The sequence below is a fragment of the Streptomyces sp. NPDC090032 genome, from assembly GCF_044748025.1.
Taxonomy (GTDB): domain Bacteria; phylum Actinomycetota; class Actinomycetes; order Streptomycetales; family Streptomycetaceae; genus Streptomyces.
The window spans coordinates 596126-621659 of record NZ_JBIVFF010000004.1 but is presented as its reverse complement, the minus strand read 5'-3'; the positions used below and the strand labels follow the sequence as shown (position 1 = coordinate 621659).

Below are 25534 nucleotides of genomic sequence, written 5' to 3'. Positions count from 1 at the left end.
TCGTGCCCGTGGTCGTGATCGCCAGAATTCTGGCCCGCCGCCTGGTCCTGCTCGTGCCGCTGCTGCTCGGCATCGTCCTGTTCGTCTTTCTCGTGATGCGGTTCTCGGACAGCGATCCGGCGTCGGCGTTCTTCCAGGGCGCCAATCCGACGCCGCAGCAGCTGCACGACTTCCGGGAGCGCAACGGGCTGCTCGATCCGCTGCCCGTGCGTTACTTCCACTTCGTGGGCGATCTCGTCCGGGGCGACATGGGGGTCAGCGCCCTGACCCGGCAGCCGGTGGTCGAGCAGGTGACCACCGCGCTGCCGCTGACACTGCAGCTGACGTTCCTCGGCCTCGCGGTCGCGGTCGTCGTGTCCCTGGTGCTGGGTGTCACGGCGGCCATCCACCGCGACCGGCTCCTCGACCAGATCATCCGCGTGGTGTCCCTGACGGGGGTGGCGGCGCCCGGGTTCTGGCTGGCGCTGCTGATGATCCAGTATCTGGCGGTCGGGCAGGGCTGGTTCCCGACCGGCGGTTACATCAACCCGGCCGACTCCTTCACCGGCTGGCTCAAGTGCATGACACTCCCGGCGCTCTCGCTGTCCCTGCCGGTCGCGGCGCAGCTGACGCGCATCGTGCGCACGGCGGTGGTCGAGGAGCTGGACAAGGACTACGTCCGTACGGCGATCGGCAGCGGTCTTCCGCCGGTCGTCGTGGTGGGGCGCAACGTGCTGCGCAACGCCCTGATCAATCCGCTGACCGTGCTCGGACTGCGGGTCGGCTATCTGCTGGGCGGGGCGGTCGTCACGGAGACGATCTTCTCCCTGCCGGGGATGGGGAAGCTGATGATCGACGCGGTGAAGAACGGGGACCCGGCGGTCGTCCAGGGCGTCGTCCTGACGACGGCCGTCGGGTTCGTCGTCGTGAACCTCGCCATCGACATCCTGTATCTGATGGTCAACCCGAGGCTCAGGGGGGCGCAGAGCTAGATGGTCACCTCCCGAAAAGCGCTCGCCGAGGCGCTGTCCCGGCCGGGCATCCGGCTGCGGTCCCTGCGCCGGCTGCCCGTCCTGTCCCGGATCGCGGTCGCCGTCGTCGGCGTCGTCGTCCTCGTGGCACTGTTCGCTCCGCTGCTCGCACCCCACGACCCGCTCGACCAGCAGACGCAGACCGACGGCACCGGGCATCCCTCGGGCAGCCACTGGATGGGGCAGGACAGCCTGGGCCGCGACATCCTCAGCCGGCTGATGTACGGGGCCCGCTGGTCGCTCGCCATCGGGCTCGGCGCGACGCTGCTCGCGCTCGTGGTGGGCGCGGTCCTCGGCGCGATCGCGGCGACGTCACGCAAGGCGGTCGACGAGACGCTGATGCGCTGCCTCGATGTCGTGATGGCGTTCCCCGGGATCGCTCTCGCGGCGGTCCTCGTCGCCGTGTTCGGCGGCGGCATCCCCGTACTGATCTGCGCGATCGCGTTCCTGTTCACTCCACCGGTCGCCCGGGTCGTACGGGCCAACGTGCTCGACCAGTACGGCGAGGACTATGTGACGGCGGAGCGGGTGATCGGGGCGCGGACGCCGCACATCGTGCTGCGGCACGTCGCGGTCAACTGCGCGGCGCCGGTCCTGGTGTTCTGCACGGTGCAGGTCGCGGAGGCCATCGTCTTCGAGGCGTCCCTGTCGTTCATCGGGGCGGGGGTCCGGCCGCCCGACCCGTCGTGGGGCAGTGTCATCGCGGACGGCAAGAACATGGTCCTCATCGGAGGCTGGTGGGCGACCGTCTTTCCCGGTCTGCTGATGCTGCTCACGGTGCTGGCGCTCAACATCCTGTCCGAGGGCGTCTCCGACGCGTGGGCCGCGCCCGCCGCGCGTGACGTGTCCGGCGCGGAGGCGGACCGCCTCGAAGCGCCGAAGCCCGGCAGCGGCACCGTCCTCGAACTGCCCGGCCTCGCCGAGGCCGCCACCCGGCTGAGGTCCCGCGCCCGGCCCCTTCCCGAGGGCGAGCCCGTCCTCCAGGTCACCGATCTCGCCATCGGCTTCGACGCACGGCACGGCGGCGTGGACATCGTCGACGGCATCACCTTCGACGTATGCCCCGGTGAAGTGCTCGGCCTGGTCGGCGAGTCGGGGTGCGGCAAGTCACTGACCGCACTGACGGTGATGGGGCTCGAACCCAAGGGCGCGCGGATCCGCGGCCGGGTCACCTTCGACGGCCAGGAGCTGATCGGCCGCTCGATGGGTGCCAGGCGCCGGCTCCTCGGGCACGACATGGCGATGATCTACCAGGACGCCCTGTCCTCGCTGAACCCGGCGATGACCGTGCGCTCCCAGCTCAAGCAGGTCGTACGCCGAGGTGGCCGGCGCACCCCGGCCGAGCTGCTCTCCCTCGTCGGCCTCGACCCGGAGCGGACCCTGCGCAGCTATCCGCACGAGCTGTCGGGCGGCCAGCGCCAGCGCGTCCTGATCGCGATGGCTCTGTCGCGCAGCCCGAAGCTGATCGTCGCCGACGAGCCGACGACCGCACTCGACGTGACCGTGCAGGCGCAGGTCATCGAGTTGCTGCTGCGGCTGCGCGAGGAGCTGGGCTTCGCGCTGATCCTCGTCTCGCACGACCTGGCGCTCGTCGCCGACGTCACGGACCGGGTGGTCGTGATGTACGGCGGGCAGATCGTGGAGACGGGCGTGACGGCGGACCTCGTCGAGGCGCCCACCCACCACTACACGCGCGGGCTGCTCGGCTCGGTCCTCTCGCTGGAGACGGCGGCGGACCGGCTGACGCAGATCCGGGGCGTCGTGCCGTCGCCGGCCGACTTCCCGGCGGGCTGCCGGTTCGCCGACCGGTGCCCGATGGCGAGCGAGGTGTGCCGGACGACGGCGCCCGATCTGCTCGGCGGCCGGCGGCACGCGTCGGCCTGTCACCATCCGGCGGTGGTGCCGCCGCCCACGGTTCCGGCTCCCCGGGGAAGCGAGGCTCTCAAGTGACGGATCCCGTGGTCGAGTTGAGGGATGCCCACGTGGTGCACCGGGCCCGCTCCGGCGGTCTGTTCGCCCGTGACCGGGTGTACGCCCTCACCGGCGCCGACCTGTCCGTGGCCCCCGGCGAGACGGTCGGCGTGGTCGGCGAGTCCGGCTGCGGCAAGTCGACGCTCGCCAAGGTCCTCGTGGGGGTGCAGCGTCCGACGTCCGGCACGGTCGTCGTGGACGGCCGCGACCTGTGGACGATGAAGCCGGGCGAGCGGCGCGCGGCCGTCGGCGAGGGTGTCGGCATGATCTTCCAGGATCCGTCGACCGCCCTGAACCGGCGCCTGACCGTCCGCCAGATCCTGCGCGACCCTCTCGACGTCCACCGCCGTGGCACGCCCGCCGCGCGCGAGGAACGCGTAACGGAGCTGATGTCCCTGGTCGGCCTGCCGGGCGCACTCGCGGGAGCGCTGCCCGGGCAGTTGTCGGGCGGGCAGCGCCAGCGCGTGGCGATCGCCCGTGCCCTCGCGCTCGAACCCGCCCTGGTCGTGGCGGACGAGCCGACGAGCGCGCTCGACGTGTCGGTGCGGGCGCAGATCCTGAATCTGCTGCTCGACCTGAAGGAACGCCTCGGTCTCGCCCTCGTGTTCGTCTCGCACGACATCCAGACCGTGCGGCGCATGAGCGACCGCGTGATCACGATGTATCTGGGCCGGATCGTGGAGGAGTCGCCGTCCGACGACGTGCTCGACCGGGCCAGGCACCCGTACACCCGCGCGCTGTTCTCGGCGACACCCGGGCTGCTCGACCCGATCGACCCGATTCCGCTGGTCGGCCCGGTGCCGTCGGCGACGCATCCGCCGAGCGGCTGCCCGTTCCGTACGCGGTGCTGGAAGGCCGACGCGGCCTGCGCGGAGGCGATGCCGGGGTTCGAAACGAGCGGTGACGGGCACCGATTCCGCTGTCACCATCCCGTGCGCGAGGGCCAGTCGACGCACGAACTCGTCCAGGAGGTTTCATGACTCTGCCCGCCCACCTGTCTCCCACCTCCGCCCTTTCACGGCCGCGCTCCGCGCCTTTCCCTCTGCTGACCGGCGTCGTCCCGCCCGTCTGCACTCCCCTGACCCCGGACAACGAGGTGGACGTCGCTTCCCTCGTACGCCTTGTCGACCACCTCGTCGCGGGTGGCGTCGACGGCCTCTTCGTGCTCGGCTCCACCAGCGAGGCGGCCTTCCTGCCCGACGGGCACCGCGAAGTGGTCCTCGACACCGTCGTGGGCCATGTCGCCGGTCAGCTGCCCGTCCTGGCCGGGGCGATCGACATGGCGACCCTGCGCGTCCTCGACCACGCCCGTACGGCGGCGGAGGCCGGCGCGGACGGGATCGTCGCCACGGCGCCCTTCTACACGCGCACCCACCCGGCCGAGATCGCCCGCCACTTCCGGCTCCTGGCCCAGCTCTGCGGCCTGCCCGTCTTCGCCTACGACCTCCCGGTGTCGGTGCACTCCAAGCTGGGCGCGGACCTCGTCCTCGACCTGGCCGCCGACGGGACGCTGGCCGGCCTGAAGGACTCCAGCGGTGACGAGGGCGCCTTCCGCGAGGTCCTCATCGGCGCACGCTCCCGCGCCGACATCACGGGGTTCAGCGTCCTGACCGGGTCGGAGCTGACTGTGGACTCGGCGCTCGCGATGGGCGCGGACGGGGTGGTGCCGGGCCTCGGGAACGTCGACCCGGCCGGGTACGCGCGGCTGTACGCGTACTGCCGGGCCGGTGACCGGGAGCGGGCGCGGGTCGAGCAGGAGCGGCTGTGCGCGCTGTTCCGGATGGTGCGGGTGGGGGATCCGGCGCGGATGGGCGGGAGTTCGTCCGCCCTCGGGGCGTTCAAGGCGGCCCTGCATCTGCGGGGCGTGATCGACTGCCCGGTGACGGCTGCTCCGCAGGTTCCGCTGTCGGCGGGGGAGGTCGAGCAGGTGGGGAAGTTTCTGGCGGCGGCGGGGCTGTCGTAGCGCGCCGTGATGGTTCACGACGGGGTGCGGGCCGCTTCCAGGAGCTGGGACACCTCGTCCGTGCACATGGTGAGGGCGGCGCCCGCGGTGCTGAGGACGTCGCGTTCGGCGGGCGTGTAGGGCCCGTCGGCGAGCGCGATTCTCGCGCCCTGGAGGAGGATCGACTCGCGTCCGGCGGGGGCGAGGTGCGGGGCGAGCGGGTCGAGGGCCTCGTGGAGTTCGATGGCGAGTCCGGCGCCGGGCCCGCAGTGTTCGGGGACGCGGCCCGCGTCGGTGAGCAACGCCTCGACGAGCGCGGCGAGCCGGACGTCCGTGCAGTCGTCGAACCCGGCGCCGCGCAGCGTCCCGACAGCGGTCTCCAGGGCCGTACGGGAGGAGACGCCGCCCGCGGAGAGGACCGCGAGGACGACGGTGTGGACGGCGTCGCGGAGCATCGCGGAGAAGCGGTGCGTGGTGGGGTGGTCGAGGACGTCGGCGGCGAACCGGTCCTCGCAGGCCGCGCATTCGACGACGGGCCCGATGCCGCCGCGCGGGACGAGCGGGATGCCGAGGAGCACGAAGCGGCGACGGCCCGTGCGGCGACGGTAGTTACGGTCACCGCCACAGCCGGGGCAGAAGAACTCCCCGTCGCCGACGGTGGTCCACGCGGTGCGGACGCCGATGAGGCGCGACAGGGGGCGGGCCACTGGAAGCGAAGCTTGACCAGCAGGCCCGTTACGGTCGGTTCGTCCCCAAATCGGCAGCACGTCGCACACCTCCGTCGACCCCCAGGCCACATCGCCTGGTTGGGCGTGATGTTAGCCACATTGTTGATACGGCGTCATCACCTTGTACGGGACCATGGCCGGTATACGACGCGGCCCCGCCCGCCACGAGGGCGGACGGGGCCGGGGAACGTGCCGGTGACCTGGGTCAGCGTGCGGAGCGGTTGACCGCCGAGACCACGGCCTTCAGGGACGCTCGTGTCGTATTCGCGTCGATCCCGATGCCCCACAGGACCTTGTCGCCGATCGCGCACTCGATGTACGAGGCGGCCTGCGCGGAGGCACCCTCACTCATCGTGTGCTCCTGATAGTCCAGCAGGCGGGCGTCGATACCGACGGCCTGCAGGGCGTCGAAGAACGCCGAGATCGGGCCGTTGCCCGTACCGGTCAGGACGGTGGCCTCGCCGTCGACGTCGGCCGAGACGGTCAGCGTGTCGACGCCGTCCGTGTCGGTCGTGGTCTGCCCGGCCTTGACCTGGATGCGGCCCCACGGGTTCTCGGAGTTGGGCAGGTACTCGTCCTGGAAGACCGACCAGATCTCCTTCGGCGTGACCTCGCCGCCCTCGGCGTCCGTCTTCGCCTGGATGATCTTCGAGAACTCGATCTGCATGCGGCGCGGCAGGTCCAGCTTGTGGTCGTTCTTCAGGACGTACGCGATACCGCCCTTGCCGGACTGCGAGTTGACGCGGATGACGGCCTCGTAGGAGCGGCCGACGTCCTTCGGGTCGATGGGCAGGTACGGGACCGCCCACTCGATGTCGTCGACGGACTTGCCGGCGGCCTCGGCCCGCGCGTCCATCGCCTCGAAGCCCTTCTTGATGGCGTCCTGGTGGGAGCCGGAGAAGGACGTGTAGACCAGGTCGCCCGCGTAGGGGTGGCGCGGGTGGACCTCCATCTGGTTGCAGTACTCGGCGGTGCGGCGGATCTCGTCGATGTCCGAGAAGTCGATCTGCGGGTCGACACCCTGCGAGAACAGGTTCATGCCCAGCGTGACCAGGTCGACGTTGCCGGTGCGCTCGCCCTGGCCGAACAGGCAGCCCTCGATGCGGTCGGCGCCGGCCATCAGCGCCAGCTCGGCGGCGGCGACGGCCGTGCCGCGGTCGTTGTGCGGGTGCACGGACAGGCAGACGTACTCACGGTTCGACAGGTTGCGGTGCATCCACTCGAAGCGGTCCGCGTGCGTGGACGGGGTCGAACGCTCCACGGTGGCGGGCAGGTTGAGGATGATCTCGCGGCCGGGGCCCGGCTTGTAGACCTCCATGACCGCCTCGCAGACCTCCAGCGCGAAGTCCAGCTCGGTGTCGGTGAAGATCTCCGGGCTGTACTGGTAGCCGAAGGTCGTCTCCGGGCCGAGGATCTTCTCCGCGTAGTCCATGACGTGCTGCGTGCCGTCGATGGCGATCTGCTTGATCTGTTCCTTGGTGCCGCGGAAGACGATCTCGCGGAAGGTCGGCGCGGTCGCGTTGTACAGGTGCACCGTGGCGCGCTTGGCGCCCTTCAGGGACTCGACCGTGCGCTCGATGAGCTCCTCGCGCGCCTGCGTCAGCACGGAGATCGTCACGTCGTCCGGGATCGCGCCCTCTTCGATGATCGACCGTACGAACGCGAAGTCGGTCTCGCCGGAGGCGGGGAAGCCGACCTCGATCTCCTTGTAGCCCATGCGGACCAGGAGGTCGAACATCTCGCGCTTGCGAGCCGGGGACATCGGGTCGATCAGCGCCTGGTTGCCGTCGCGCAGGTCGGTGGAGAGCCAGCGGGGGGCGACGGTGACGCGCCTGCCGGGCCACGTGCGGTCGGGGATGTCGACCTGCTCGTACTGTCCGTACTTGTGGACCGGCATGGAAGTGGGGCGCTGGAAGTTCGGCATGTGCGGGGGCTCCTCGGGTGTGTCCGGAAGGACGGCCGACGGTCTGAGCGCAACACCGAACTCCGCGGGGAGGGGGTCGGCCTCGACTACAGGCCCTCGCCGCGGCAGCTAAGGAGAAGCAACCCGTAACGCATGATGTGTCGCAGCCTAGCCCAGCCGTGCGAGGGACGGGGGTGTGTATCAGTATGCGGGACTGACGTCAGGTAACGGGCAGGAGGTGACGAATACCTCTATTTCATTAATCTTGGCTGCGGGTAGTGACAGCTCGGTCACGCAATGCCACATTGCCGCCATGACCGCGAACCGTAAGGGCTTCGAGCCCGTCTTCTGCACCATCGTGCCGCCTCACATCCTCGACAAGGCCGCCCGGTCCGCCGACCCCGCCCTCTCCGCCCCGGCCCGCCGCACCCTGGAGCGCGACGCCCTGGAGCGCACGCGCCGCCGCCTGACCACCGTGATCGGCGCCCCCGCGGTGGCCGCGCCCGCGGACGCCGTCGAGCACAAGCCGCACCGCACGGTCTACGACGCGGGCCATCACACCGAGCTGCCGGGCGCGAAGGTCCGCGGCGAGGGGACCGAGCCGGGCAAGGACGCGACCGTCAACCGCGCGTACGCGGGCCTCGGCGCCACCTTCGAGCTGTACCTGGAGAAGTTCGCCCGCGACTCCATCGACGGCAGCGGCCTGCCGCTGACCGCGTCCGTGCACTTCGACAAGGACTACAACAACGCGTTCTGGAACGGCGAGCAGATGGTGTTCGGCGACGGGGACGGGGAGATCTTCCTCGACTTCACCATCCCCGTCGACGTGATCGGCCACGAGCTGACGCACGGCGTCACCCAGTACACGGCGAACCTCACCTACTTCGGGCAGCCGGGCGCCCTGAACGAGTCGGTCTCGGACGTCTTCGGCTCCCTGATCAAGCAGTACTCGCTCGGTCAGAGCGCGGCGGACGCCGACTGGCTGATCGGCGCGGGCCTGCTCGCGCCGCGCGTCACCGGCAAGGCCCTGCGCTCCATGAAGGCGCCCGGCACGGCGTACGACGACGACGTGCTCGGCAAGGATCCGCAGCCCGCCGACATGGACCACTTCGTGCAGACGAGCAGCGACAACGGCGGCGTGCACATCAACTCCGGCATCCCGAACCACGCCTTCTACCTGCTGGCCGTGGCGCTCGGCGGCAACGCGTGGGAGCGGGCCGGGCAGATCTGGTACGACGTGCTGACCGGCGGCGAGCTGGCGCAGGACGCGTCCTTCGCGGACTTCGCGAAGCTGACGGTGAAGGCGGCGCGCACCCGCTACAAGGACGGCGAGGAGCTGGAGTCCGTCACGAAGGCCTGGTCCCGGGTCGGCGTACCGACGGAGTAGGGGCCGCCTCAGGCGCAGGCTCGGTGGCCGCCCGGCTGGGCAGCGGGCGGCCACTGGAGTAGACAGGTCCCATGCGTATTCAGGTCGTCCGTACCGGAGGATTCGCCGGGATCGAGCGGCGGGCCGAGGTCGACACCTCGGGCCGCGCCGACGCCCACGAGTGGCATGCCCTGGCCGAGCGGGCGCTGGCCGCGGGCCGGGGCACGCCGCCGGTGGGGGTGCCGGACGGGTTCAGCTACACGATCACGGTGGACGGGAAGACCGTGTACTGCGCGGATCCGCGGCTCACGGACGAGCAGCGGGGGCTGATCTCGCGGGTGCTGAAGGAAGGGGCGTAGCGACCCCTCGGGGTGTGGCCGCCCTCCGGGATGTCATGACCCTTCGGGGGTGTAACGGCCTTTTCCTGCAAGGGCGTTGACTTCTATTACCGCCGGTACGGATGATCGCGCGCATGGCAGCGAGCGAACCGGTACCTCAGTTCCCGCACGACTTCCTGTGGGGCGTGTCCACCTCGGCCCACCAGATCGAGGGCGCCGTCGACGCGCGCCTGCCCTCGGTGTGGGACGCGTTCACGGCAGAGCCGGGGCGGGTGAAGGACGGCTCGACGGCCACCGTCGCCTGCGACCACTACCACCGCTACGGCGAGGACGTGGCACTGATCGCGGGGCTCGGGGTGGGGGCGTACCGCTTCTCCGTCTCCTGGCCGCGGGTCCTGTCGCCGGGCGGCCTCGACTTCTACGACCGGCTCGTCGACGCGCTGTGCGCGGCGGGCGTACAGCCCGTACCGACGCTCTTCCACTGGGACACCCCGCTGTCCGTGGAGAAGGCGGGTGGCTGGCTGAAGCGGGACACGGCCTCGCTCTTCGCTGACTACGCGGTCCAGGTCGCGGACCGGATCGGCGACCGCGTACAGAAGTGGATCACCCTCAACGAGCCCGCCGAGCACACCCTGCTCGGCCACGCGCTCGGCCAGCACGCGCCCGGCAAGCAGCTCCTGTTCGACGCGCTGCCGGTGGCCCACCACCAGCTCCTCGGCCACGGCCTCGCCGTACGGGCGCTGCGCGCGGCCGGCGCCACGGACATCGGGATCGCCAACTCGCACGGCCCGACCTGGCCCGCCTCCGACGACCCGGCCGACCGTGAGGCCGCGGACTTCTACGACGTGCTCCTCAACCGGCTCTTCGCCGATCCCCTGCTGCTCGGCGCCTACCCGGAGGGCATCGGGGAGCTGATGCCGGGCGACGTGGACGCGGATCTGAAGGTGATCGCGGAGCCCCTCGACTGGTACGGGATCAACTTCTACCAGCCGACCAAGGTGGGCGCGCCGCTCGCCTCGGGGGCGGCGACGGAGTTCTCCGGCCTCACCCTGCCGCCCGAACTCCCCTTCTCCCCGCGGGAGATCGAGGGCTATCCCGTCACGGACTTCGGCTGGCCGGTGGTCCCCGAAGCGCTCACCGAGCTCCTCCTCGCCTTCCGCGACCGCTACGGCGACCGGCTCCCGCCCCTCGTCATCACCGAGAACGGCTGCAGTTACGAGGGAGTCGACGACCAGGAGCGGATCGCCTACCTGGACGGGCATCTGCGGGCCCTGCACCGGGCGCTCGACGCCGGTGTCGACGTACGCGGCTACTTCGTGTGGTCGCTGATGGACAATTTCGAGTGGGCGGAGGGGTACGCGCGCCGCTTCGGCCTCGTCCATGTCGACTACGCGACCCAGGAGCGCACGCCGAAGGCGTCGTACCACTGGCTGCGGGACGTGCTGCGGGCGCAGCGCGCATGACGTCCGCCGTCGCGGCGCTCGACGAACCCGTCGAGCGGGTCGGGCGCGGCTGGACGGCCGCCCTGTCGCTGGCCAACGGGGCGATCTGGGTCGGCTGGTACGGGCCCCTGCAGATCCTGCTCGCCGTCCAGGCCGAGGACTTCGCGCCCGGCACCGGCATGTCCAAGGAGACGCTGCTCGCGTGGGTGACCGGGGTGGGCGCGGTGGTGTCGCTCGCCGCGAACCCGTTCTTCGGCGCGCTCTCGGACCGCACGGTGTCGCGGTTCGGGCGGCGTACGCCGTGGATCGTGGCGGGCGCGGGCGGCGGCGCGTGTGCGCTGCTCCTGCTGGCGGGCGCCGGGTCGGTGTGGACGATGGCGGCGGGCTGGTGCCTGGTGCAGCTGACGCTGAACGCGGCGTTCGCGGCGGTGACGGCGGCCGTGCCCGACCGGGTGCCGCGGCTCCAGCGGGGCGCGGTGGGCGGCTGGCTGGGGGCCGCGCAGATCCTGGGCGTGGTCGTCGGCACCGGGCTCGCGACCGTCGTGGGCGGGGTCGGCGCCGGGTACACGGCGTGCGCGGTGTTCGCCCTGGTGGGCGTCATGCCGTACGTGCTGCGCCATCCTGACCTGCGGCTCGCCCCGGCGGACCGGCCACCGTGGGCCTGGCGGACCTTCCTCGCCGGGTTCTGGCTGAGCCCCCGCCGCCACCCCGACCTCGGCTGGGCCTGGCTGACCCGTTTCCTGATCAACCTCAGCAACGCGCTGGTCCTCCTGTACCTCCTCTACTACCTGCGCGACCGCCTGCACTACGGCGACCCCGACCAGGGCGTGCTCATCCTGACGGCGGTCAACGGCGTGACCCTGCTGTGCACGGTCGTCGTGGCCGGGGCCGCCTCCGACCGGGTGGGGCGCCGCAAGCCCTTCGTGATCTGGTCGGGCGTCCTGATGGCGGTGGCGACGGCCGCGCTGGCCTGCTGGCAGACCTGGCCGGGCGCGATCGTCGCGGCGGCCGTCCTCGGCGTCGGCTTCGGCGTCTTCACCTCGGTCGACTTCGCGCTGATGACGGACGCCCTGCCCCAGGTGGCCGCGCCCGCGCTCGCCGCGCCGATCGTGACGTATCTCGGCGGCTACCGCGTCCTGTACCTGGTGGCGGCGGTGATCGGGCTCGCGGGCGCGCTCCTGGTGCGGCGGATCCGGTCGGTGGCCTGACGGGTGGGCTCCATCGGTGGGGCTCTACCGATGAGCTCTACCGGTGGGCTCTACAGCGCGCCGGCGTCCAGGGCCGTCCACACGGACGGGAAGAACGGGCGGAAGCCCAGTTCGCGGCGGATGCGGCCCGTCGACATCACGCCGGACCACGGGTCCGTGTCCACCTTGTCGTACGCCTCCTGCGGCACCGGTACGCCGTTGAGCTGGTACAGGTCGACCGTGGTGATCGGGGCGTCGTCGGCGATGTTGTAGACGCCGTGCGCTCCAGGCGCGAACAGGAGCCGCTGCAGGCCCTGGGCGACATCCGCGTGGTGGCCCATGTGCAGGCGCTGCAGCGCCGGCCAGTTCGGCGCGAACAGCATCGCGTCGGCCAGGTGCGGATCCCCGTCGCCGTACACGAACGGCAGCCGTGCGATGCGCAGGTCGTCGAGGCCGTCCATCGCCCGCAGCGCGCGCTCCGCCTCCCACTTGGACTCGGGGTAGGCGCCCCACATGTGGCCGCCCGGGACCGGCTCGTCGTCCTCGACCAGCGGCCTGCCGCGCCCCGTGCCGTACACCAGACCCGTGCTGACCTGCACGAACCGTCGCACCCCTGCGGACACGGCGGCCCGGCCCAGCTCGATGGCGGCGTCCCTGTTGACCGCCCGCGCCTCCTCGTCGGACACTCCGCGGAAGGCGGCGGCAACGTTCACCACGGCGTCCGCCCCGGCCGTCGCCTTGCCGAGCACGTCCGCGTCCCGCAGGTCTCCGACCACCACGTCCGCGCCCAGTGCGGCGAACCGCTCACCGCGCGCCGCGTCCCGTACGAGCACCCGCACCCGGTCGCCCGGCGCCGTGTTCTGCAGCAGCCGCGGCAAGAACCGCTGTCCGACCTTGCCCGTCGCGCCTGTCACCAGTGTCAGCATGGCTGCCTCCTCGTGTTCGTAGCCATGTCCGAAGCCTGCGCGAGTGGCGGGCGCGGCGGGAGAGACGCGGTTGTCCAGGGACCGGCGCTCCCTGGTTACGGGAGCGGTTCCGAGCGATCCTGAAGAGGTGAACCGACCCGAACTCGCCGACTTCCTGCGCCGCTCCCGCGCCCGCCTGGCGCCGTCCGACGTGGGCCTGAGCGCGGGCCCGCGGCGCCGCACGCCGGGGCTGCGCCGCGAGGAGGTGGCGCAGCTCGCCGGGATGTCCACGGACTACTACACGCGCCTGGAGCAGCGCCGCGGCTCCCATCCGTCGCGGCAGATGCTGACGGCGCTGGCCCGCGCGCTGCGGCTCGACGACGCCGAGCGCGACCATCTGTTCCATCTGGCGGGCGAGGAGCCGCCCCGGGCGGGCCGTTCCTCCGGGCACGTCCGGCCCGGACTGCTGCTGATCCTGGACCGGCTGCACAATCTGCCGGCGTCGGTGATCAGTGACTGGGGCGAGATGCTCGCCCAGAACACGATGTCGGTGGCCCTGACCGGCGACCACACCGGCAGGAACGTGATCCGCGACTGGTTCATGAACCCGGCGACCCGGCCCATGTTCCCGCCCGAGAACCACGAGGCGCACGCCCGCGCCCACGTGGCGAGCCTGCGGGCGGTCGCCGCGGCCCGCCCGGACGACCCGGGCCCGGCCGCACTCGTGGCCGAACTGCGCGCCGGATCACGGGAGTTCGAGGAGCTGTGGCGGTCGCACGACGTGGTGGTGCGCCGCCCGTCACCGAAGCGCTTCCTGCACCCCGTGGTCGGCGCCCTCGACCTCGACTGCGAGGTCCTGCTCAGCGACGGCCACGACCAGCAGCTCGTCGTGCACTCGGCGCGGCCGGGCACGGAGGCGTACGAACGCCTGGAACTGCTACGGGTCGTGGGCCTCCAGGACCTGGCCCCGAGCACGTACGAGAGCTAGCGCGAGAGCCGGAGCCCCGAGGCGCGAGGCGCGCGGGCCCGCCCCCGATGCACCCGCCTAGAACCCGAGCTTGCGCAGCTGCCGCGGGTCCCGCTGCCAGTCCTTGGCGACCTTCACATGCAGGTCCAGGAAGACGGGGGTGCCGAGGAGCGCCTCGATCTGCTTGCGGGATTTGATGCCGACGTCCTTGAGGCGCTTGCCCTTCGGGCCGATGATGATGCCCTTCTGGCTGGGGCGCTCGATGTAGACGAAGGCGTGGATGTCGAGGAGCGGCCGGTCCGCCGGGCGGTCCTCGCGCGGCAGCATCTCCTCGACGACGACGGCGATGGAGTGCGGCAGCTCGTCGCGCACACCCTCCAGCGCGGCCTCGCGGATCAGCTCCGCCACCATGACCTGCTCGGGCTCGTCCGTGAGGTCGCCCTCCGGGTAGAGCGCGGGGCCCTCGGGCAGCAGCGGGACGAGCAGGTCGGCGAGCAGGTCGACCTGCTGGTCGGCGACGGCCGAGACGGGCACGATCTCCGCCCACTCGAAGCCGAGCTCCTTGCCGAGCTGGTCGATGGCGATGAGCTGCTCGGCGAGCTGCTTGCTGTCGACGAGGTCGGTCTTGGTGACGATGGCGACCTTCGGCGTCCTCTTGATGGAGGCGAGCTCCTTGGCGATGAAGCGGTCGCCGGGGCCGAGCTTCTCGTTCGCGGGCAGGCAGAAGCCGATGACGTCGACCTCGGCCCACGTCGTGCGCACGACGTCGTTGAGCCGCTGGCCGAGCAGCGTGCGCGGCTTGTGCAGGCCCGGGGTGTCGACCAGGATCAGCTGGGCGTCGGGCCGGTGCACGATGCCGCGCACCGTGTGCCGCGTGGTCTGCGGCTGGTCCGCGGTGATCGCGACCTTCTTGCCGACCAGAGCATTCGTAAGGGTGGACTTGCCCGCGTTGGGGCGGCCGACGAAGCAGGCGAAGCCGGCCCGGTGGGACGCTTCCCCGGACGGCTCGGATGACTGGGTACGAACGCTCATGGCGCCCATTGTCCCTGATCCATCGCGTCCTGCCGCACCTGCGGTGCCGAGCCGGTCCACGGTGAGGCTCCGGAAACCCCGGCGCAACACGAAACACCGCGGAAACGCGCGGGTCAGCGAACGGAAACGCACGGCGGTGAGGCTCGTCGTCCGCCCCCCACGCCCGAGGAGACCCCCCGTGCAGAGCGAGAACGTGCCCCTGGCCGCCGCCACCGGCCTCGACACCGGCGACACCGCGTGGCTGCTGGCCGCGACCGCGCTGGTCCTCCTGATGACGCCGGGCCTGGCCCTCTTCTACGGCGGCATGGTCCGCACGAAGAGCGTCCTGAACATGCTGCTGATGTCGTTCGTGTCGATCGCGCTGGTCACCGTCGTCTGGCTGGTCGCGGGCTATTCGCTCGCGTTCGGCGACGACGCGTTCGCGGGCCTCATCGGCGGCCTGGAGCACGCGGGCATGGCGGGCATCAGCCCGGACAGCCTCACCGGAACGGTCCCCACGTTCCTGTTCTCCACCTTCCAGCTCACCTTCGCGTTCCTGACGGCGGCGCTGATCAGCGGCGCGGTCGCGGACCGCACGAAGTTCGCGGCCTGGCTGGTGTTCGTGCCGGTGTGGACGCTGCTCGTATACGTTCCCGTGGCGCACTGGGTGTGGGGGCCCGGCGGCTGGATCTCGCACTCCCTCGGCGGGCTCGACTTCGCGGGCGGACTCGTCGTGGAGATCGCCTCGGGCGCGTCCGGTCTGGCCCTGTGCCTGATCCTGGGCCCGCGTCTCGGCTTCAAGAAGGAATCGATGCGCCCGCACAACCTGCCGATGGTGATGACGGGCGCGGGTCTGCTCTGGTTCGGCTGGCTCGGCTTCAACGGCGGCTCGGCGCTCGCCGCGAACGGCCTGGCCGCCGCGTCCGTCCTCAACACGCTGATCGCGGGCTGCACCGGCCTTCTCGGCTGGCTCTTCGTGGAGCACAAGCGCGACGGTCACCCGACGACGTTCGGCGCGGCCTCCGGCGCCGTCGCCGGCCTGGTCGCGATCACTCCGGCGTGCGGCGTGGTCGGCGTGCTGGGGGCCTGCGTGGTGGGTCTGGTCGCGGGCGTCGTCTGCTCGTACGCCGTCGCGTGGAAGTTCCGCTTCGACTACGACGACTCGCTGGACGTCGTCGGTGTGCACTTCGTCGGCGGCGTCGTCGGCACCCTGCTGATCGGCCTGTTCGCGACGGCCACGATGACCGGCGCCAAGGAGGGTCTGTTCTACGGGGGCGGGTTCGGGCAGCTCGGCAGGCAGGCCGTCGCCGTGCTCACCGTGGCGGCGTACACGTTCCTGGTGACGTACGGGATCGGCACGACGATCGACCGGGCGATGGGCTTCCGGGCCTCCGCCGACGACGAGCTGACGGGTCTCGACCAGACGGTGCACGCGGAGACCGCCTACGATCACGGCGTCCACGCCGGACACACCGTCCCGCACACCCCCCACCACTCCGCCCCGCCCAAGGAGCCCTCCGCATGAAGCTCGTGACCGCGATCATCAAGCCGTTCCGCCTGGACGAGGTGAAGACCGCGCTCCAGGAGCTCGGCGTACTGGGCCTGACCGTCACGGAGGCCAGCGGGTACGGACGCCAGCGCGGCCACACCGAGGTCTACCGGGGGGCCGAGTACCGGATCGACCTCGTCCCCAAGGTCCGGATCGAGGTCGTCGTCGAGGACGCGGACCTCGACCCGGTCATCGACGCGATCGTGAGCGCGGCACAGACCGGGAAGATCGGCGACGGCAAGGTGTGGGCGGTCCCGGTGGAGACGGTCGTCCGTGTGCGGACGGGCGAGCGGGGACCGGACGCGGTGTAGCGCCGCCTCTGGGCCGGCTGTCTCAGCCCGCCGCCACGGCCCCGTGCACCACGCCGTCGGGCCCGGCGAGGAACACCGGCGTACCCACGCCGCCGAGATCCCGTACCGCCGCCAGGTCCTCCGCCCCGACCTCCGAACCGCCGGAGACGACGGCGGCGGCCTCCAGCGACTGGGCCCCCGAAGCCACCGCCATCGCGACAGCGGTCCGCAGCGCGGACAGCTTCAGGGAGTCCAGCGCGACGGTCCCCGCCACATACGTACGCCCCGTCTCGTCCCGCACGGCGGCCCCCTCGGGCACACCGTTGCGGGCCCGGGCGCTGCGCGCGAGCGTGACGATCTTGCGGTCCTCGGGGGTGAGGTCGTTGCTCTCAGTCATGGGGTGAGCATAAGGAACGCCGTCACGCCCACCCGGCAACGGGGTACGCGGCCCCAGCTCGCGGGCCGGTGGGCTACGGGCGGTCGAGCTTGAGCCGCTCCGCCCTCGGCAGGCCGGCCACCACGAGGTCGTACGAGTCCTCCACGAGCTCCCGGACCATCCTGGCCGGGAGCTCGGCGACGGTCACGGTGTTCCAGTGGCGCTTGTTCATGTGCCAGCCGGGCACGATCGCCTCGTGGTCGGCGCGCAGGCGCACCGCGTCCTCGGGATCGCACTTGAGGTTGACGGTGAGGGGCCGCGCGTCCAGGTTCGACAGGGCGAAGAGCTTGCCCAGGACCTTGAAGACGGACGTGTCGGGGTTGAACGGGAACTCCTCGACGGCCGCGTTGAACGACAGACACAAGGCGCGCAGCTCCTGCGGCGTCACGACGTCACTCCTCCTCTTCGCCCACCGGCTCCACGAGCACGGTCACGATCTTGTTGCGCCGGCCGGCGGCGGTCTCGGCGGTCAGCCGCAGCTCGCGCCCGTCGGGCAGTTCGACGACGGACGAGGCCCCCGCGATCGGCACCCGGCCGAGCGCCTTGGCGAGCAGCCCGCCGACGGTCTCCACGTCCTCGTCGTCGTACTCCTCGATGCCGTACAGCTCACCGAGGTCGCCGATGTCAAGGCGGGCGGTCACCCGGAAGCGTTCGTCGCCGAGGTCCTGCACGGGCGGGAGTTCACGGTCATACTCGTCGGTGATCTCGCCGACGATCTCCTCGAGGATGTCCTCGATGGTGACGATGCCCGCGGTGCCGCCGTACTCGTCGATCACGACGGCCACGTGGTTGCGCAGCTGCTGCATCTCGCGCAGCAGGTCGCCCGCGTTCTTCGTGTCGGGGACGAACGTGGCGGGCCGCATCGCGGTCGAGACGAGCTCGCTCTCGGCGTCCCGGCTGATGTGCGTCTTGCGGGCGAGGTCCTTGAGATACACGATGCCGACGACGTCGTCCTCGCTCTCGCCGGTGACCGGGATCCGGGAGAAACCGGACCGCAGGGCCAGCGTGAGGGCCTGCCGGATGGTCTTGTACCGCTCGATGGCGACCAAGTCGGTGCGGGGGACCATGACTTCGCGGACCAGGGTGTCGCCCAGCTCGAAGACGGAGTGCACCATGCGGCGCTCCTCGTCCTCGATGAGGGACTCCTTCTCGGCGAGGTCGACCATGGCGCGCAGCTCGGCCTCGGAGGCGAAGGGCCCGTGCCGGAACCCCTTGCCGGGGGTCAGGGCGTTGCCGATGAGGATGAGCAGCGGCGGAATGGGCCCCATGATCCGGGCCAGCGGCAGCAGCACGTACGCGGCGGCCGTGGCCGTGTTGAGGGGGTGCTGGCGCCCGATGGTCCGGGGCGAGACGCCGACCGCCACGTACGAGACGAGGACCATCACACCGATGGCGACGGCCAGCGCCTCCCAGGTCGCGTCGAACTCCTGGAGACAGGCGTACGTGACCAGCGCGGCGGCGGCCATCTCGCAGGCGACCCTGACCAGCAGGGCGACGTTGAGATAGCGCGTCGGGTCGGCGGCCACCTGGGCGAGCCGGTCGCTGCCACGGCGCCCGGACCGGACGGCCTCCTCGGCACGGAAGCTGGAGGTGCGGGCGATGCCGGCCTCGGCGCAGGCCGCCAGCCAGGCGACCACGACGAGGGCGACAGCACCCGCGACGAGTGAAGGACTCATGACACGGTGGGCGCGGGAGACGGACCGGTCAGACCCTTGTCACCCCGCCACCCGTCCACGATGGCCGCCTGAAGCCCGAACATCTCGGCCTTCTCGTCGGGCTCCTCGTGGTCATAACCGAGCAGGTGCAGCACCCCGTGCACGGTGAGCAGCTGGAGCTCCTCGTCCATGGAGTGCTGCGTGGCCGCGTCCTCGCCCTGCTTCTTCGCGACCTCCGGGCACAGCACGATGTCGCCGAGCAGGCCCTGCGGGGGCTCCTCGTCGTCCTTCGACGGCGGCCGCAGCTCGTCCATCGGGAACGACATGACATCCGTGGGCCCCGGCAGGTCCATCCACTGCACGTGCAACTGCTCCATGGCGTCGGCGTCCACGACGATCACCGAGAGCTCGGAGAGCGGGTGGATGCGCATCCGCGCGAGCGCGTAGCGGGCGATGTCGAGGATCGCCTGCTCGTCGACCTCGGTTCCGGACTCGTTGTTGACGTCGATCGACATGCGGTGCTTGCTACTTCCCTCTGCCGCGGCCCTTGTGCGAGCCGTTCTCGGTGCCGTGCTGGCTGTCGTACTTCTCGTACGCGTCGACGATACGGCCGACGAGCTTGTGCCGGACGACATCCTGGGACGTGAGCCGCGAGAAGTGGACGTCGTCGAGGCCCTCCAGGATGTCCTGGACCTGCCGCAGACCGCTCTTCGTGCCGCTCGGCAGGTCGACCTGCGTCACGTCACCCGTGACCACGATCTTCGAGTCGAAGCCGAGGCGGGTGAGGAACATCTTCATCTGCTCGGCGCTGGTGTTCTGGGCCTCGTCGAGGATGATGAAGGCGTCGTTCAGCGTGCGGCCTCGCATGTACGCCAGCGGCGCGACCTCGATCGTCCCCGCGGCCATGAGGCGCGGGATCGAGTCCGGGTCGAGCATGTCGTGCAGCGCGTCGTACAGGGGGCGCAGATACGGGTCGATCTTCTCGTAGAGCGTGCCCGGCAGGAATCCGAGCCGCTCCCCCGCCTCCACGGCCGGCCGGGTCAGGATGATGCGGTTGACCTGCTTGGACTGCAGGGCCTGTACGGCCTTGGCCATCGCGAGATAGGTCTTGCCCGTACCGGCGGGGCCGATCCCGAAGACGATGGTGTGCTTGTCGATCGCGTCGACGTAGCGCTTCTGGTTGAGGGTCTTCGGACGGATGGTCCGGCCCCGCGACGAGAGAATGTTCTGAGTGAGAACCTCGGCCGGGGTCTCCTGGCCGTCACCCTCCCCGTTCTCGCTCGCCTTGAGCATGGCGATCGAGCGTTCCACTGCGTCCTCCGTCATCGGCTGTCCGGTGCGGAGCACCAGCATCATCTCGTCGAACACGCGCTGGATGAGGGCGACTTCCTTCGCGTCGCCCACGGCGCTGATCTCGTTGCCCCGGACATGGATGTCGGCCGCCGGGAAGGCCTTCTCGATCACGCGAAGGAGCGCGTCGCCCGATCCGAGGACGGTCACCATGGGGTGGTTCGCCGGGACCGTGAAATGCGCTCGCGCCTGAGCGGTGGGTGTCTGAGTCATGGGCCGGCACTGAAGGCCTGCTCATCCTCCTCGTGCGGGGGCTCTCGCCCGCGTCGACAGCCTTGCACTGCAAGGGTACGACGGTGCACCGACAACGCCGTAGGCCTTTTCCGCGGGCCCGGCATGATCCGGACGCGAAGCCCTAGACGCCCCGCCCGAAGCCGATCGTCGGCACCGCCCGCCGCAGGGGCCACGGGCGGCTCACCTCGGGCAGCAGCGCCTCCAGGAAGGCGTACCGGCGCAGGGCCGCGGGCTCCTGGTCGTCGTACGCCTGCACGTGGCGCCACCAGGCGGCCACTTCCGACCAGCCGGGCGCGGACAGCGAGCCGCCGAACTCCTGCACGGACAGCGCGGCGGTGAGCCCGGCGAAGGCGAGCCGGTCGGCCAGGGGCCACCCCGCGAGCGTCCCGGTCACGAACCCGGCGACGAAGACGTCACCGGCCCCGGTGGGGTCGAGGGCGGCGACCTCGATGGCGGGTACGGAGGCGGTCTCCCCGCTGCGGGAGTCCACGGCGTAGGCGCCCTCGGCACCCAGGGTGACCACGGCGAGCGGCACGTATTCGGCCAGCGCGTGCGCGGCGGCCCGGGGGCAGGACGTACGGGTGTAGCGCATGGCCTCCTCGGCGTTCGGCAGGAAGGCCTCGCAGCGCGACAGGTCGTCGAGGGAGCTCAGGTCCCAGCGGCCCGTGTCGTCCCACCCCACGTCGCCGAAGATCCGTGTCCCGCGGCCGGCGGCCGTGGCGATCCAGGGCTCGCTCGTTCCGGGGGCCAGCGACGCGACGGCGGCGCTCGCCCGCGGAGGGCACTGGGGGGCGGGCTCCTCCGGCGGCGGCTCGTGGCCGTGGCTGACCATGGTCCGCTCGCCCTCGTAGGCCATGGAGACGGTGACGGGCGAGTGCCAGCCGGCGACGGTCCGCGACGACGTCAGGTCGATGCCCTCGCCCTGCTCCAGACTGTCCCAGCAGTACTCGCCGTAGTGGTCGTCGCCGAAAGCGGCGGCCAGCGACGTCCGCAGTCCGAGCCGCGCCAGGGCGGTGGCCATGTTGGCGACACCGCCGGGACTGGACCCCATGCCGCGCGCCCAGGACTCGGTCCCCCGTACGGGGGCGCTGTCCAGCCCCGTGAAGATGATGTCGAGGAAGACGGTCCCCGTCAGATAGACGTCGCAGGGCGGATCGTCGGGGGTGCGCAGCCGGGCGAGCGGGTCCACATGCGCCGGGTCGTTGGAGTTCACGGTGGGCTCCCCAGAGTCGTGAGGGTCCGCACAGTGTGCCTGATGCCCCACGGGCAACGCGCGTAGCACGGCGTGCGGGACGGGAGACGCCGCCCTCGCTCCGGGGCCGTGACCACCGCCCGGCCACCCGAAGAAACCGCCTCGTTTACCCGCCCTTTCACCCTCCAAACGATACGTGGCCCAGATCACACCGGCCCAGCTGTTTTCACCCTCCCCGCGCTTGATACAAATTGGCCGCGCCCCCTCGTATCGCGAGCCCCGGCGCACCCCCCAATCTCCTTGCCTGTTCAGGCAACCCCGCAATTCCGCATGCCCTGATCCCCGTACACCGCCACGCTTTGGAACGCCCGTGTCCCCCCGCACTCCCCGGCCCCTTGTCGCCCTCTTCACGGCCGGTTATCTGGCCCCGTATCTGCTGCCCACCGTCGTGGGCCGCCTCGGTGACAGCCTCCATCTCCCCCCGGCGCAGGCGGGCCTCATCGGCAGTGCGCTGCTCATGAGTTCGGCCGCGGCGGGCTTCACCTTCGCCGGCCGCGTGGACCGCCTCGGCCCCCGCACCCTCGCGAGAGCGGGCCTGCTGCTCGCGGCGCTGGGATTCGGCGCGGCGGCCGCGACGTCCTTCGTGCCGCTGGTCGTCGCCGGCGCGATGGCCGGAGGCTTCGGCTCGGGCACGGCGACGACGGTCGCCGCGACGGGCATCGCCGCCCAGCGCGACCCGCACCGGGCGTCGACGCTGGGCCTGCTCAGCGTCTCGGCGCTGGCGGGCGCGCTGTATCTGACGATGCCTCACCTGGGCACGGGGCACGCGCTGCCGTTCGCGGCGATCGCGCTGACGGCGCTGGCGACGTGGCCGGCGACCGCCGGCCTGGAGAGCGGCACCGCCCAACTCCCCACCCCGGCAGGGCAGCCCAAGGCCGCCAGCCCGCTCCCCTTCCGCCGCTCGGGCCTGGTCCTGGCCGCCGCGATGCTCTGCTGGTCCATGGCACAGAACTCCCTGTGGGGCGTCAGCAGCCGCATCGGGACGGACCAGGCGGGCCTGACGGAGATCACCGTCGGCGCGGTCTTCGCGGTGGCGCTCGGCACGGCGCTCGTGGGCGTGCTCGGCGCGGGAGCGCTCGGGTCCAGGCTCGGGCGCGCGCTCCCGATCGGCGCGGGCACGGCCTTGATCGCGGTCTGCATCGTGGTGAGCGCCCGCGCGGACGACCTCACCTCGTTCGCGACCGGTGAGATCGCGTGGAACACGCTGTACCCGGTGGTCCTGTCGTATCTGATCGGCCTGGCCGCGTCGCTGGACCCGCGCGGCCGCTGGGCGGTCCTCGTCGGCTCGGCGGCGTCGCTCGGCACGGCCTGCGGGCCGCTCACCGGCAGCGTCCTGTCGCAGACGGCGGGCTATCCGGCGATGGGCGCGACGCTCGCCGTGGCGCTGCTCGTCCTGGCGCTGCCGCTCACGGCGGTGGCGCTGCACACGGGCGGCAGCCCGCTGCTGCGGCCCGGCACGGTCCGCAGGAGGGGCGGCGCCCCCGCCGCTCTGGTGGCCGGTGTGACGGGCGCCCCGGCGGGCGCGGTCCCGCAGATGGGCGCCCCGGAGCAGGCGGTCGTGGAGATCACCGTGAGTACGCCCCAACCGGCCCCGACGCAGGAGGAGTTCTCCACGGCGGGACCGCGGGGCGGCTCGGCGGCGTTCGGTCAGTCGTCGAACGCGAACGCGTCGACCTCGGCGAGGTAGCGCGAGCGCAGCTCCTCGTCGTCGTCGAGGAACGACGCGACGAAGGAGTTGCGGGCCAGCTCGCGCAGCCGCTCGTGGTCGAGCGGGAGCGCCTCGTGGACGGCGTGGAAGGTGTCTCCGACGTACCCGCCGAAGTAGGACGGGTCGTCGGAGTTCACCGTGCAGAGCAGACCGGCGTCCATCATCCGCGGCAGCGGGTGGTCCTCGAGCACGTCGATGGTGCGCAGCCGCACGTTCGACAGCGGACACAGCGTCAGGGGCACCCGGTCCCGCACGAGCCGCTCTACGAGCGCGGGGTCCTCGACGCAGCGGAGCCCGTGGTCGATGCGTTCGACGCCGAGCACGTCGAGCGCTTCCCATACGTACGAGGGATCGCCCTCCTCGCCCGCGTGGGCGACCTTGCGCAGCCCGAGCGCGCCCGCGGCCTCGTACACCTCGCGGAACTTGGACGCGGGGTTGCCGACCTCGGCGGAGTCGAGGCCGACGCCGACGATCCGGTCGAGGTAGGGCTTCGCGGACTCCAGGGTCTGCATCGCGGACTCGGCGGACTGGTCGCGCAGGAAGCACATGATGAGCCGGGTGGAGACGCCGTGGCGCTCCACGCTCCTCGACAGGGCGGCGCTCAGGCCCTCGACGACGGTCCCGATCGGCACGCCCCGCGCGGTGTGGGCCTGCGGGTCGAAGAAGATCTCGGCGTGCCGCACGCCCTGCGCGGCGGCGCGCGCGAGGTAGGCCTCGGCGAGCTGCTCGAAGTCCTCCTCGGTGCGCAGGACGGCCATCAGGCCGTAGTACAGGTCGAGGAAGGATTGCAGGTCTTCGAAGAGGTAGGCCTTGCGGAGGGCCTCGGTGTCGGCGAAGGGCAGGTCGACGCCGTTGCGGGCCGCGAGTTCGAAGGCGAGCTCGGGTTCGAGGGTGCCTTCGATGTGCAGGTGGAGTTCGGCTTTGGGGAGCGAAGCGAGGGACATCAGAGCATGGTACGCCCCGGATTAGATGCGTTTGGGTACCTGTACGCGGTCCAGGTCACGTGCCACGGTGAGCTCTCCGGTGAAGCCCGCGGCGCGGGCCTGGCGCTCGAATTCGGCGGGGTCGGAGTAGCGCTGGCTGAAGTGGGTGAGCACGAGGTGCCGCACCCCGCCCTCGGCCGCGACGCGCGCGGCCTGCCCTGCGGTCAAGTGGCCGTGATCGGAGGCCAGTTGGTGGTCCCCGTCGAGAAACGTCGACTCGATGACGAGCATGTCGCACCCTTCGGCGAGCTCGTGCACCCCGTCGCAGAGCCGGGTGTCCATGACGAACGCGAACCGCTGGCCGCGCCGCACCTCGCTCACGTCGTCGAGAGTGACACCGCGCAGGGACCCGTCGCGCTGGAGGAGCCCCACGTCGGGCCCGGAGATGCCGTGTTCGGCGAGCAGTTCCGGCAGCATGCGGCGCCCGTCGGGCTCCACGAGGCGGTAGCCGTAGGACTCGACGGGGTGGGAGAGCCGGCGTGCGTCCAGCGTGTACGACGGCGTCTCGGCGAGGACGCCGCCCTCGCCTGACACCGGCTCCTCGGCGAGCGCGACGCTCTCGCGGTACGCGGTGGCGTACCGCAGCCGGTCGAAGAAGCGCTGCCCGGAGCGTGGGTAGTGCGCGGTGACGGGGTGCGGCACCCGGTCCAGGTTGATGCGCTGGATGACCCCGGCGAGGCCGAGGGAGTGGTCGCCGTGGAAGTGGGTGACGCACAGCCGGTTGAGGTCGTGCGCGGCGACGCCGGCCCGGAGCATCTGGCGCTGCGTGCCCTCGCCGGGATCGAAGAGGATGCCCTCGCCGTCCCAGCGCAGCAGGTAGCCGTTGTGGTTGCGGTGCCTTGTGGGCACCTGGCTCGCGGTGCCGAGCACCACCAATTCCCGTACGGACACGGCGCGTTACCCGACGCCCGCTAGCCGGGGGGCCACTGGAGGCCGCGGCCCCCGAGGACGTGGGCGTGGGCGTGGAAGACGGTCTGGCCCGCGCCGCTGCCGGTGTTGAACACGACGCGGTAGCTGTCGAGCTTCTCCTCGGCGGCGACCTCGCCCGTCTCACGCAGTATGTCGGCGGCGATCTGCGGCTCCGCGGCGGCCAGCGCCGCGGCGTCGGGGTGGTGGACGCGCGGGATGACGAGGACGTGGGTCGGCGCCTGCGGGTTGATGTCCCGGAAGGCGACGGTGGTCTCGGTCTCCCGTACCAGCGTGGCGGGGACCTCGCCCGCGGCGATCTTGCAGAACAGGCAGTCGGCCTGCGGCTCTCCGGCCACGATCACGTCTCCTCATACCGTCCGGTCACTACGCCGGAATGC

At 71.5% G+C, this 25534-nt stretch carries 25 protein-coding genes; 12 read left to right on the top strand and 13 right to left on the bottom strand.

Features of this window, described 5'->3' with window-relative positions:
• Positions 1-8 precede the first annotated feature (8 nt).
• The 4 genes from ACIPWY_RS12680 to ACIPWY_RS12665 are packed head-to-tail and all read left to right on the top strand — an operon-like array spanning position 9 to position 4944.
• A complete protein-coding gene (locus tag ACIPWY_RS12680) occupies positions 9-971 on the top strand; it encodes an ABC transporter permease (protein ID WP_362902708.1) in 963 nt (320 codons plus the stop codon).
• The gene (locus tag ACIPWY_RS12675; protein WP_362902648.1) at positions 972-2960 is read left to right on the top strand and encodes a dipeptide/oligopeptide/nickel ABC transporter permease/ATP-binding protein; all 1989 of its coding nucleotides are present in this window, start codon (positions 972-974) and stop codon (positions 2958-2960) included.
• On the top strand, positions 2957-3961 hold the full coding sequence (locus ACIPWY_RS12670) for an ABC transporter ATP-binding protein (RefSeq protein ID WP_362902646.1): 1005 nt from the start codon (positions 2957-2959) through the stop codon (positions 3959-3961). The genes ACIPWY_RS12675 and ACIPWY_RS12670 overlap by 4 nt, the downstream gene beginning before the upstream one ends.
• Entirely contained in the window at positions 3958-4944 is a 987-nt protein-coding gene (locus ACIPWY_RS12665) for a dihydrodipicolinate synthase family protein (protein ID WP_362902644.1), read from the top strand. The genes ACIPWY_RS12670 and ACIPWY_RS12665 overlap by 4 nt, the downstream gene beginning before the upstream one ends.
• A gap of 14 nt (positions 4945-4958) precedes the next feature.
• Here ACIPWY_RS12665 and ACIPWY_RS12660 read toward each other — a convergent pair whose 3' ends face one another.
• Both ACIPWY_RS12660 and leuA read right to left on the bottom strand, forming a co-directional pair.
• Complete coding sequence (locus ACIPWY_RS12660) at positions 4959-5690, bottom strand: TerB family tellurite resistance protein (protein ID WP_362902642.1); 732 nt, start codon at positions 5688-5690, stop codon at positions 4959-4961.
• A 166-nt stretch (positions 5691-5856) separates the two neighbouring features.
• Entirely contained in the window at positions 5857-7575 is a 1719-nt protein-coding gene (gene leuA / locus ACIPWY_RS12655) for a 2-isopropylmalate synthase (RefSeq protein ID WP_362902640.1), read from the bottom strand.
• Positions 7576-7867: 292 nt separating this feature from the next.
• Between leuA and ACIPWY_RS12650 the strand changes: the two genes are divergently transcribed.
• From ACIPWY_RS12650 to ACIPWY_RS12635, 4 genes are all read left to right on the top strand, one after another.
• Positions 7868-8941 (top strand): M4 family metallopeptidase, encoded by a 1074-nt coding sequence (locus tag ACIPWY_RS12650; RefSeq protein WP_362902638.1) that lies wholly within the window; start codon positions 7868-7870, stop codon positions 8939-8941.
• Between the two features lie 71 nt (positions 8942-9012).
• The gene (locus ACIPWY_RS12645; RefSeq protein WP_362902636.1) at positions 9013-9279 is read left to right on the top strand and encodes a protealysin inhibitor emfourin; all 267 of its coding nucleotides are present in this window, start codon (positions 9013-9015) and stop codon (positions 9277-9279) included.
• Positions 9280-9380: 101 nt separating this feature from the next.
• Positions 9381-10721, top strand: coding sequence for a GH1 family beta-glucosidase (locus ACIPWY_RS12640; RefSeq protein WP_362902634.1), 1341 nt, complete (start codon positions 9381-9383; stop codon positions 10719-10721).
• Positions 10718-11908 (top strand): MFS transporter, encoded by a 1191-nt coding sequence (locus ACIPWY_RS12635; protein ID WP_401533054.1) that lies wholly within the window; start codon positions 10718-10720, stop codon positions 11906-11908. The genes ACIPWY_RS12640 and ACIPWY_RS12635 overlap by 4 nt, the downstream gene beginning before the upstream one ends.
• A gap of 50 nt (positions 11909-11958) precedes the next feature.
• On the opposite strand, the gene ACIPWY_RS12630 is transcribed toward ACIPWY_RS12635, so the two are convergent.
• A complete protein-coding gene (locus tag ACIPWY_RS12630) occupies positions 11959-12813 on the bottom strand; it encodes an NAD(P)-dependent oxidoreductase (RefSeq protein WP_362902630.1) in 855 nt (284 codons plus the stop codon).
• A 127-nt stretch (positions 12814-12940) separates the two neighbouring features.
• Between ACIPWY_RS12630 and ACIPWY_RS12625 the strand changes: the two genes are divergently transcribed.
• Positions 12941-13780, top strand: a complete 840-nt coding sequence (locus ACIPWY_RS12625; protein ID WP_401533052.1) for a helix-turn-helix transcriptional regulator — start codon at positions 12941-12943, stop codon at positions 13778-13780.
• Between the two features lie 57 nt (positions 13781-13837).
• Here ACIPWY_RS12625 and era read toward each other — a convergent pair whose 3' ends face one another.
• Positions 13838-14800 (bottom strand): GTPase Era, encoded by a 963-nt coding sequence (era, locus tag ACIPWY_RS12620; RefSeq protein ID WP_362902626.1) that lies wholly within the window; start codon positions 14798-14800, stop codon positions 13838-13840.
• 184 nt (positions 14801-14984) lie between these two features.
• On the opposite strand from era, the gene ACIPWY_RS12615 reads away from it, so the two are divergent.
• Both ACIPWY_RS12615 and ACIPWY_RS12610 read left to right on the top strand, forming a co-directional pair.
• Complete coding sequence (locus ACIPWY_RS12615; RefSeq protein WP_362902706.1) at positions 14985-16295, top strand: ammonium transporter; 1311 nt, start codon at positions 14985-14987, stop codon at positions 16293-16295.
• Positions 16292-16630, top strand: coding sequence for a P-II family nitrogen regulator (locus ACIPWY_RS12610; RefSeq protein WP_362902625.1), 339 nt, complete (start codon positions 16292-16294; stop codon positions 16628-16630). The genes ACIPWY_RS12615 and ACIPWY_RS12610 overlap by 4 nt, the downstream gene beginning before the upstream one ends.
• 22 nt (positions 16631-16652) lie before the next feature.
• On the opposite strand, the gene ACIPWY_RS12605 is transcribed toward ACIPWY_RS12610, so the two are convergent.
• The 6 genes from ACIPWY_RS12605 to ACIPWY_RS12580 all read right to left on the bottom strand — a co-directional run bounded on the left by ACIPWY_RS12605 (position 16653) and on the right by ACIPWY_RS12580 (position 21497).
• Complete coding sequence (locus tag ACIPWY_RS12605) at positions 16653-17006, bottom strand: cytidine deaminase (protein ID WP_362902623.1); 354 nt, start codon at positions 17004-17006, stop codon at positions 16653-16655.
• A gap of 73 nt (positions 17007-17079) precedes the next feature.
• Positions 17080-17433, bottom strand: coding sequence for an MmcQ/YjbR family DNA-binding protein (locus ACIPWY_RS12600; RefSeq protein WP_401533048.1), 354 nt, complete (start codon positions 17431-17433; stop codon positions 17080-17082).
• A 4-nt stretch (positions 17434-17437) separates the two neighbouring features.
• Entirely contained in the window at positions 17438-18721 is a 1284-nt protein-coding gene (locus tag ACIPWY_RS12595) for a hemolysin family protein (RefSeq protein ID WP_362902619.1), read from the bottom strand.
• A complete protein-coding gene (ybeY, locus tag ACIPWY_RS12590) occupies positions 18718-19215 on the bottom strand; it encodes an rRNA maturation RNase YbeY (RefSeq protein WP_362902617.1) in 498 nt (165 codons plus the stop codon). The genes ACIPWY_RS12595 and ybeY overlap by 4 nt, the downstream gene beginning before the upstream one ends.
• A 10-nt stretch (positions 19216-19225) precedes the next feature.
• Entirely contained in the window at positions 19226-20263 is a 1038-nt protein-coding gene (locus ACIPWY_RS12585) for a PhoH family protein (protein WP_362902615.1), read from the bottom strand.
• A gap of 142 nt (positions 20264-20405) precedes the next feature.
• A complete protein-coding gene (locus tag ACIPWY_RS12580) occupies positions 20406-21497 on the bottom strand; it encodes a PfkB family carbohydrate kinase (RefSeq protein ID WP_362902613.1) in 1092 nt (363 codons plus the stop codon).
• 349 nt (positions 21498-21846) lie between these two features.
• Between ACIPWY_RS12580 and ACIPWY_RS12575 the strand changes: the two genes are divergently transcribed.
• On the top strand, positions 21847-23223 hold the full coding sequence (locus tag ACIPWY_RS12575) for an MFS transporter (RefSeq protein ID WP_362902611.1): 1377 nt from the start codon (positions 21847-21849) through the stop codon (positions 23221-23223).
• Here ACIPWY_RS12575 and ACIPWY_RS12570 read toward each other — a convergent pair.
• Genes ACIPWY_RS12570 through ACIPWY_RS12560 form a run of 3 tightly spaced genes read right to left on the bottom strand, consistent with a single transcriptional unit; the run spans position 23184 to position 25492 of the window.
• Positions 23184-24188 carry an adenosine deaminase gene (locus ACIPWY_RS12570; RefSeq protein ID WP_362902609.1) on the bottom strand — a complete coding sequence of 335 codons (1005 nt, stop codon included), beginning with the start codon at positions 24186-24188 and terminating at the stop codon, positions 23184-23186. The two genes, ACIPWY_RS12575 and ACIPWY_RS12570, sit on opposite strands and share 40 nt — an antisense overlap.
• A 21-nt stretch (positions 24189-24209) precedes the next feature.
• Positions 24210-25118 (bottom strand): ribonuclease Z, encoded by a 909-nt coding sequence (locus ACIPWY_RS12565; protein WP_362902607.1) that lies wholly within the window; start codon positions 25116-25118, stop codon positions 24210-24212.
• Positions 25119-25138: 20 nt separating this feature from the next.
• Positions 25139-25492, bottom strand: a complete 354-nt coding sequence (locus tag ACIPWY_RS12560) for a histidine triad nucleotide-binding protein (protein ID WP_362902605.1) — start codon at positions 25490-25492, stop codon at positions 25139-25141.
• Between the last annotated feature and the right edge of the window lie 42 nt (positions 25493-25534).

What these genes read in the sequence shown, in the direction of transcription:
- ACIPWY_RS12635 (WP_401533054.1), top strand. Translation starts at nt 10,718, where the DNA reads ATGACGTCCGCCGTCGCGGCGCTCGACGAACCCGTCGAGCGGGTCGGG.
- ACIPWY_RS12645 (WP_362902636.1), top strand. Translation starts at nt 9,013, where the DNA reads ATGCGTATTCAGGTCGTCCGTACCGGAGGATTCGCCGGGATCGAGCGG.
- ACIPWY_RS12630 (WP_362902630.1), bottom strand. Translation starts at nt 12,813, where the DNA reads ATGCTGACACTGGTGACAGGCGCGACGGGCAAGGTCGGACAGCGGTTC.
- era (WP_362902626.1), bottom strand. Translation starts at nt 14,800, where the DNA reads ATGGGCGCCATGAGCGTTCGTACCCAGTCATCCGAGCCGTCCGGGGAA.
- ACIPWY_RS12675 (WP_362902648.1), top strand. Translation starts at nt 972, where the DNA reads ATGGTCACCTCCCGAAAAGCGCTCGCCGAGGCGCTGTCCCGGCCGGGC.
- ACIPWY_RS12595 (WP_362902619.1), bottom strand. Translation starts at nt 18,721, where the DNA reads ATGAGTCCTTCACTCGTCGCGGGTGCTGTCGCCCTCGTCGTGGTCGCC.
- leuA (WP_362902640.1), bottom strand. Translation starts at nt 7,575, where the DNA reads ATGCCGAACTTCCAGCGCCCCACTTCCATGCCGGTCCACAAGTACGGA.
- ACIPWY_RS12640 (WP_362902634.1), top strand. Translation starts at nt 9,381, where the DNA reads ATGATCGCGCGCATGGCAGCGAGCGAACCGGTACCTCAGTTCCCGCAC.
- ACIPWY_RS12585 (WP_362902615.1), bottom strand. Translation starts at nt 20,263, where the DNA reads ATGACTCAGACACCCACCGCTCAGGCGCGAGCGCATTTCACGGTCCCG.
- ACIPWY_RS12610 (WP_362902625.1), top strand. Translation starts at nt 16,292, where the DNA reads ATGAAGCTCGTGACCGCGATCATCAAGCCGTTCCGCCTGGACGAGGTG.
- ACIPWY_RS12570 (WP_362902609.1), bottom strand. Translation starts at nt 24,188, where the DNA reads ATGTCCCTCGCTTCGCTCCCCAAAGCCGAACTCCACCTGCACATCGAA.
- ybeY (WP_362902617.1), bottom strand. Translation starts at nt 19,215, where the DNA reads ATGTCGATCGACGTCAACAACGAGTCCGGAACCGAGGTCGACGAGCAG.
- ACIPWY_RS12665 (WP_362902644.1), top strand. Translation starts at nt 3,958, where the DNA reads ATGACTCTGCCCGCCCACCTGTCTCCCACCTCCGCCCTTTCACGGCCG.
- ACIPWY_RS12650 (WP_362902638.1), top strand. Translation starts at nt 7,868, where the DNA reads ATGACCGCGAACCGTAAGGGCTTCGAGCCCGTCTTCTGCACCATCGTG.
- ACIPWY_RS12605 (WP_362902623.1), bottom strand. Translation starts at nt 17,006, where the DNA reads ATGACTGAGAGCAACGACCTCACCCCCGAGGACCGCAAGATCGTCACG.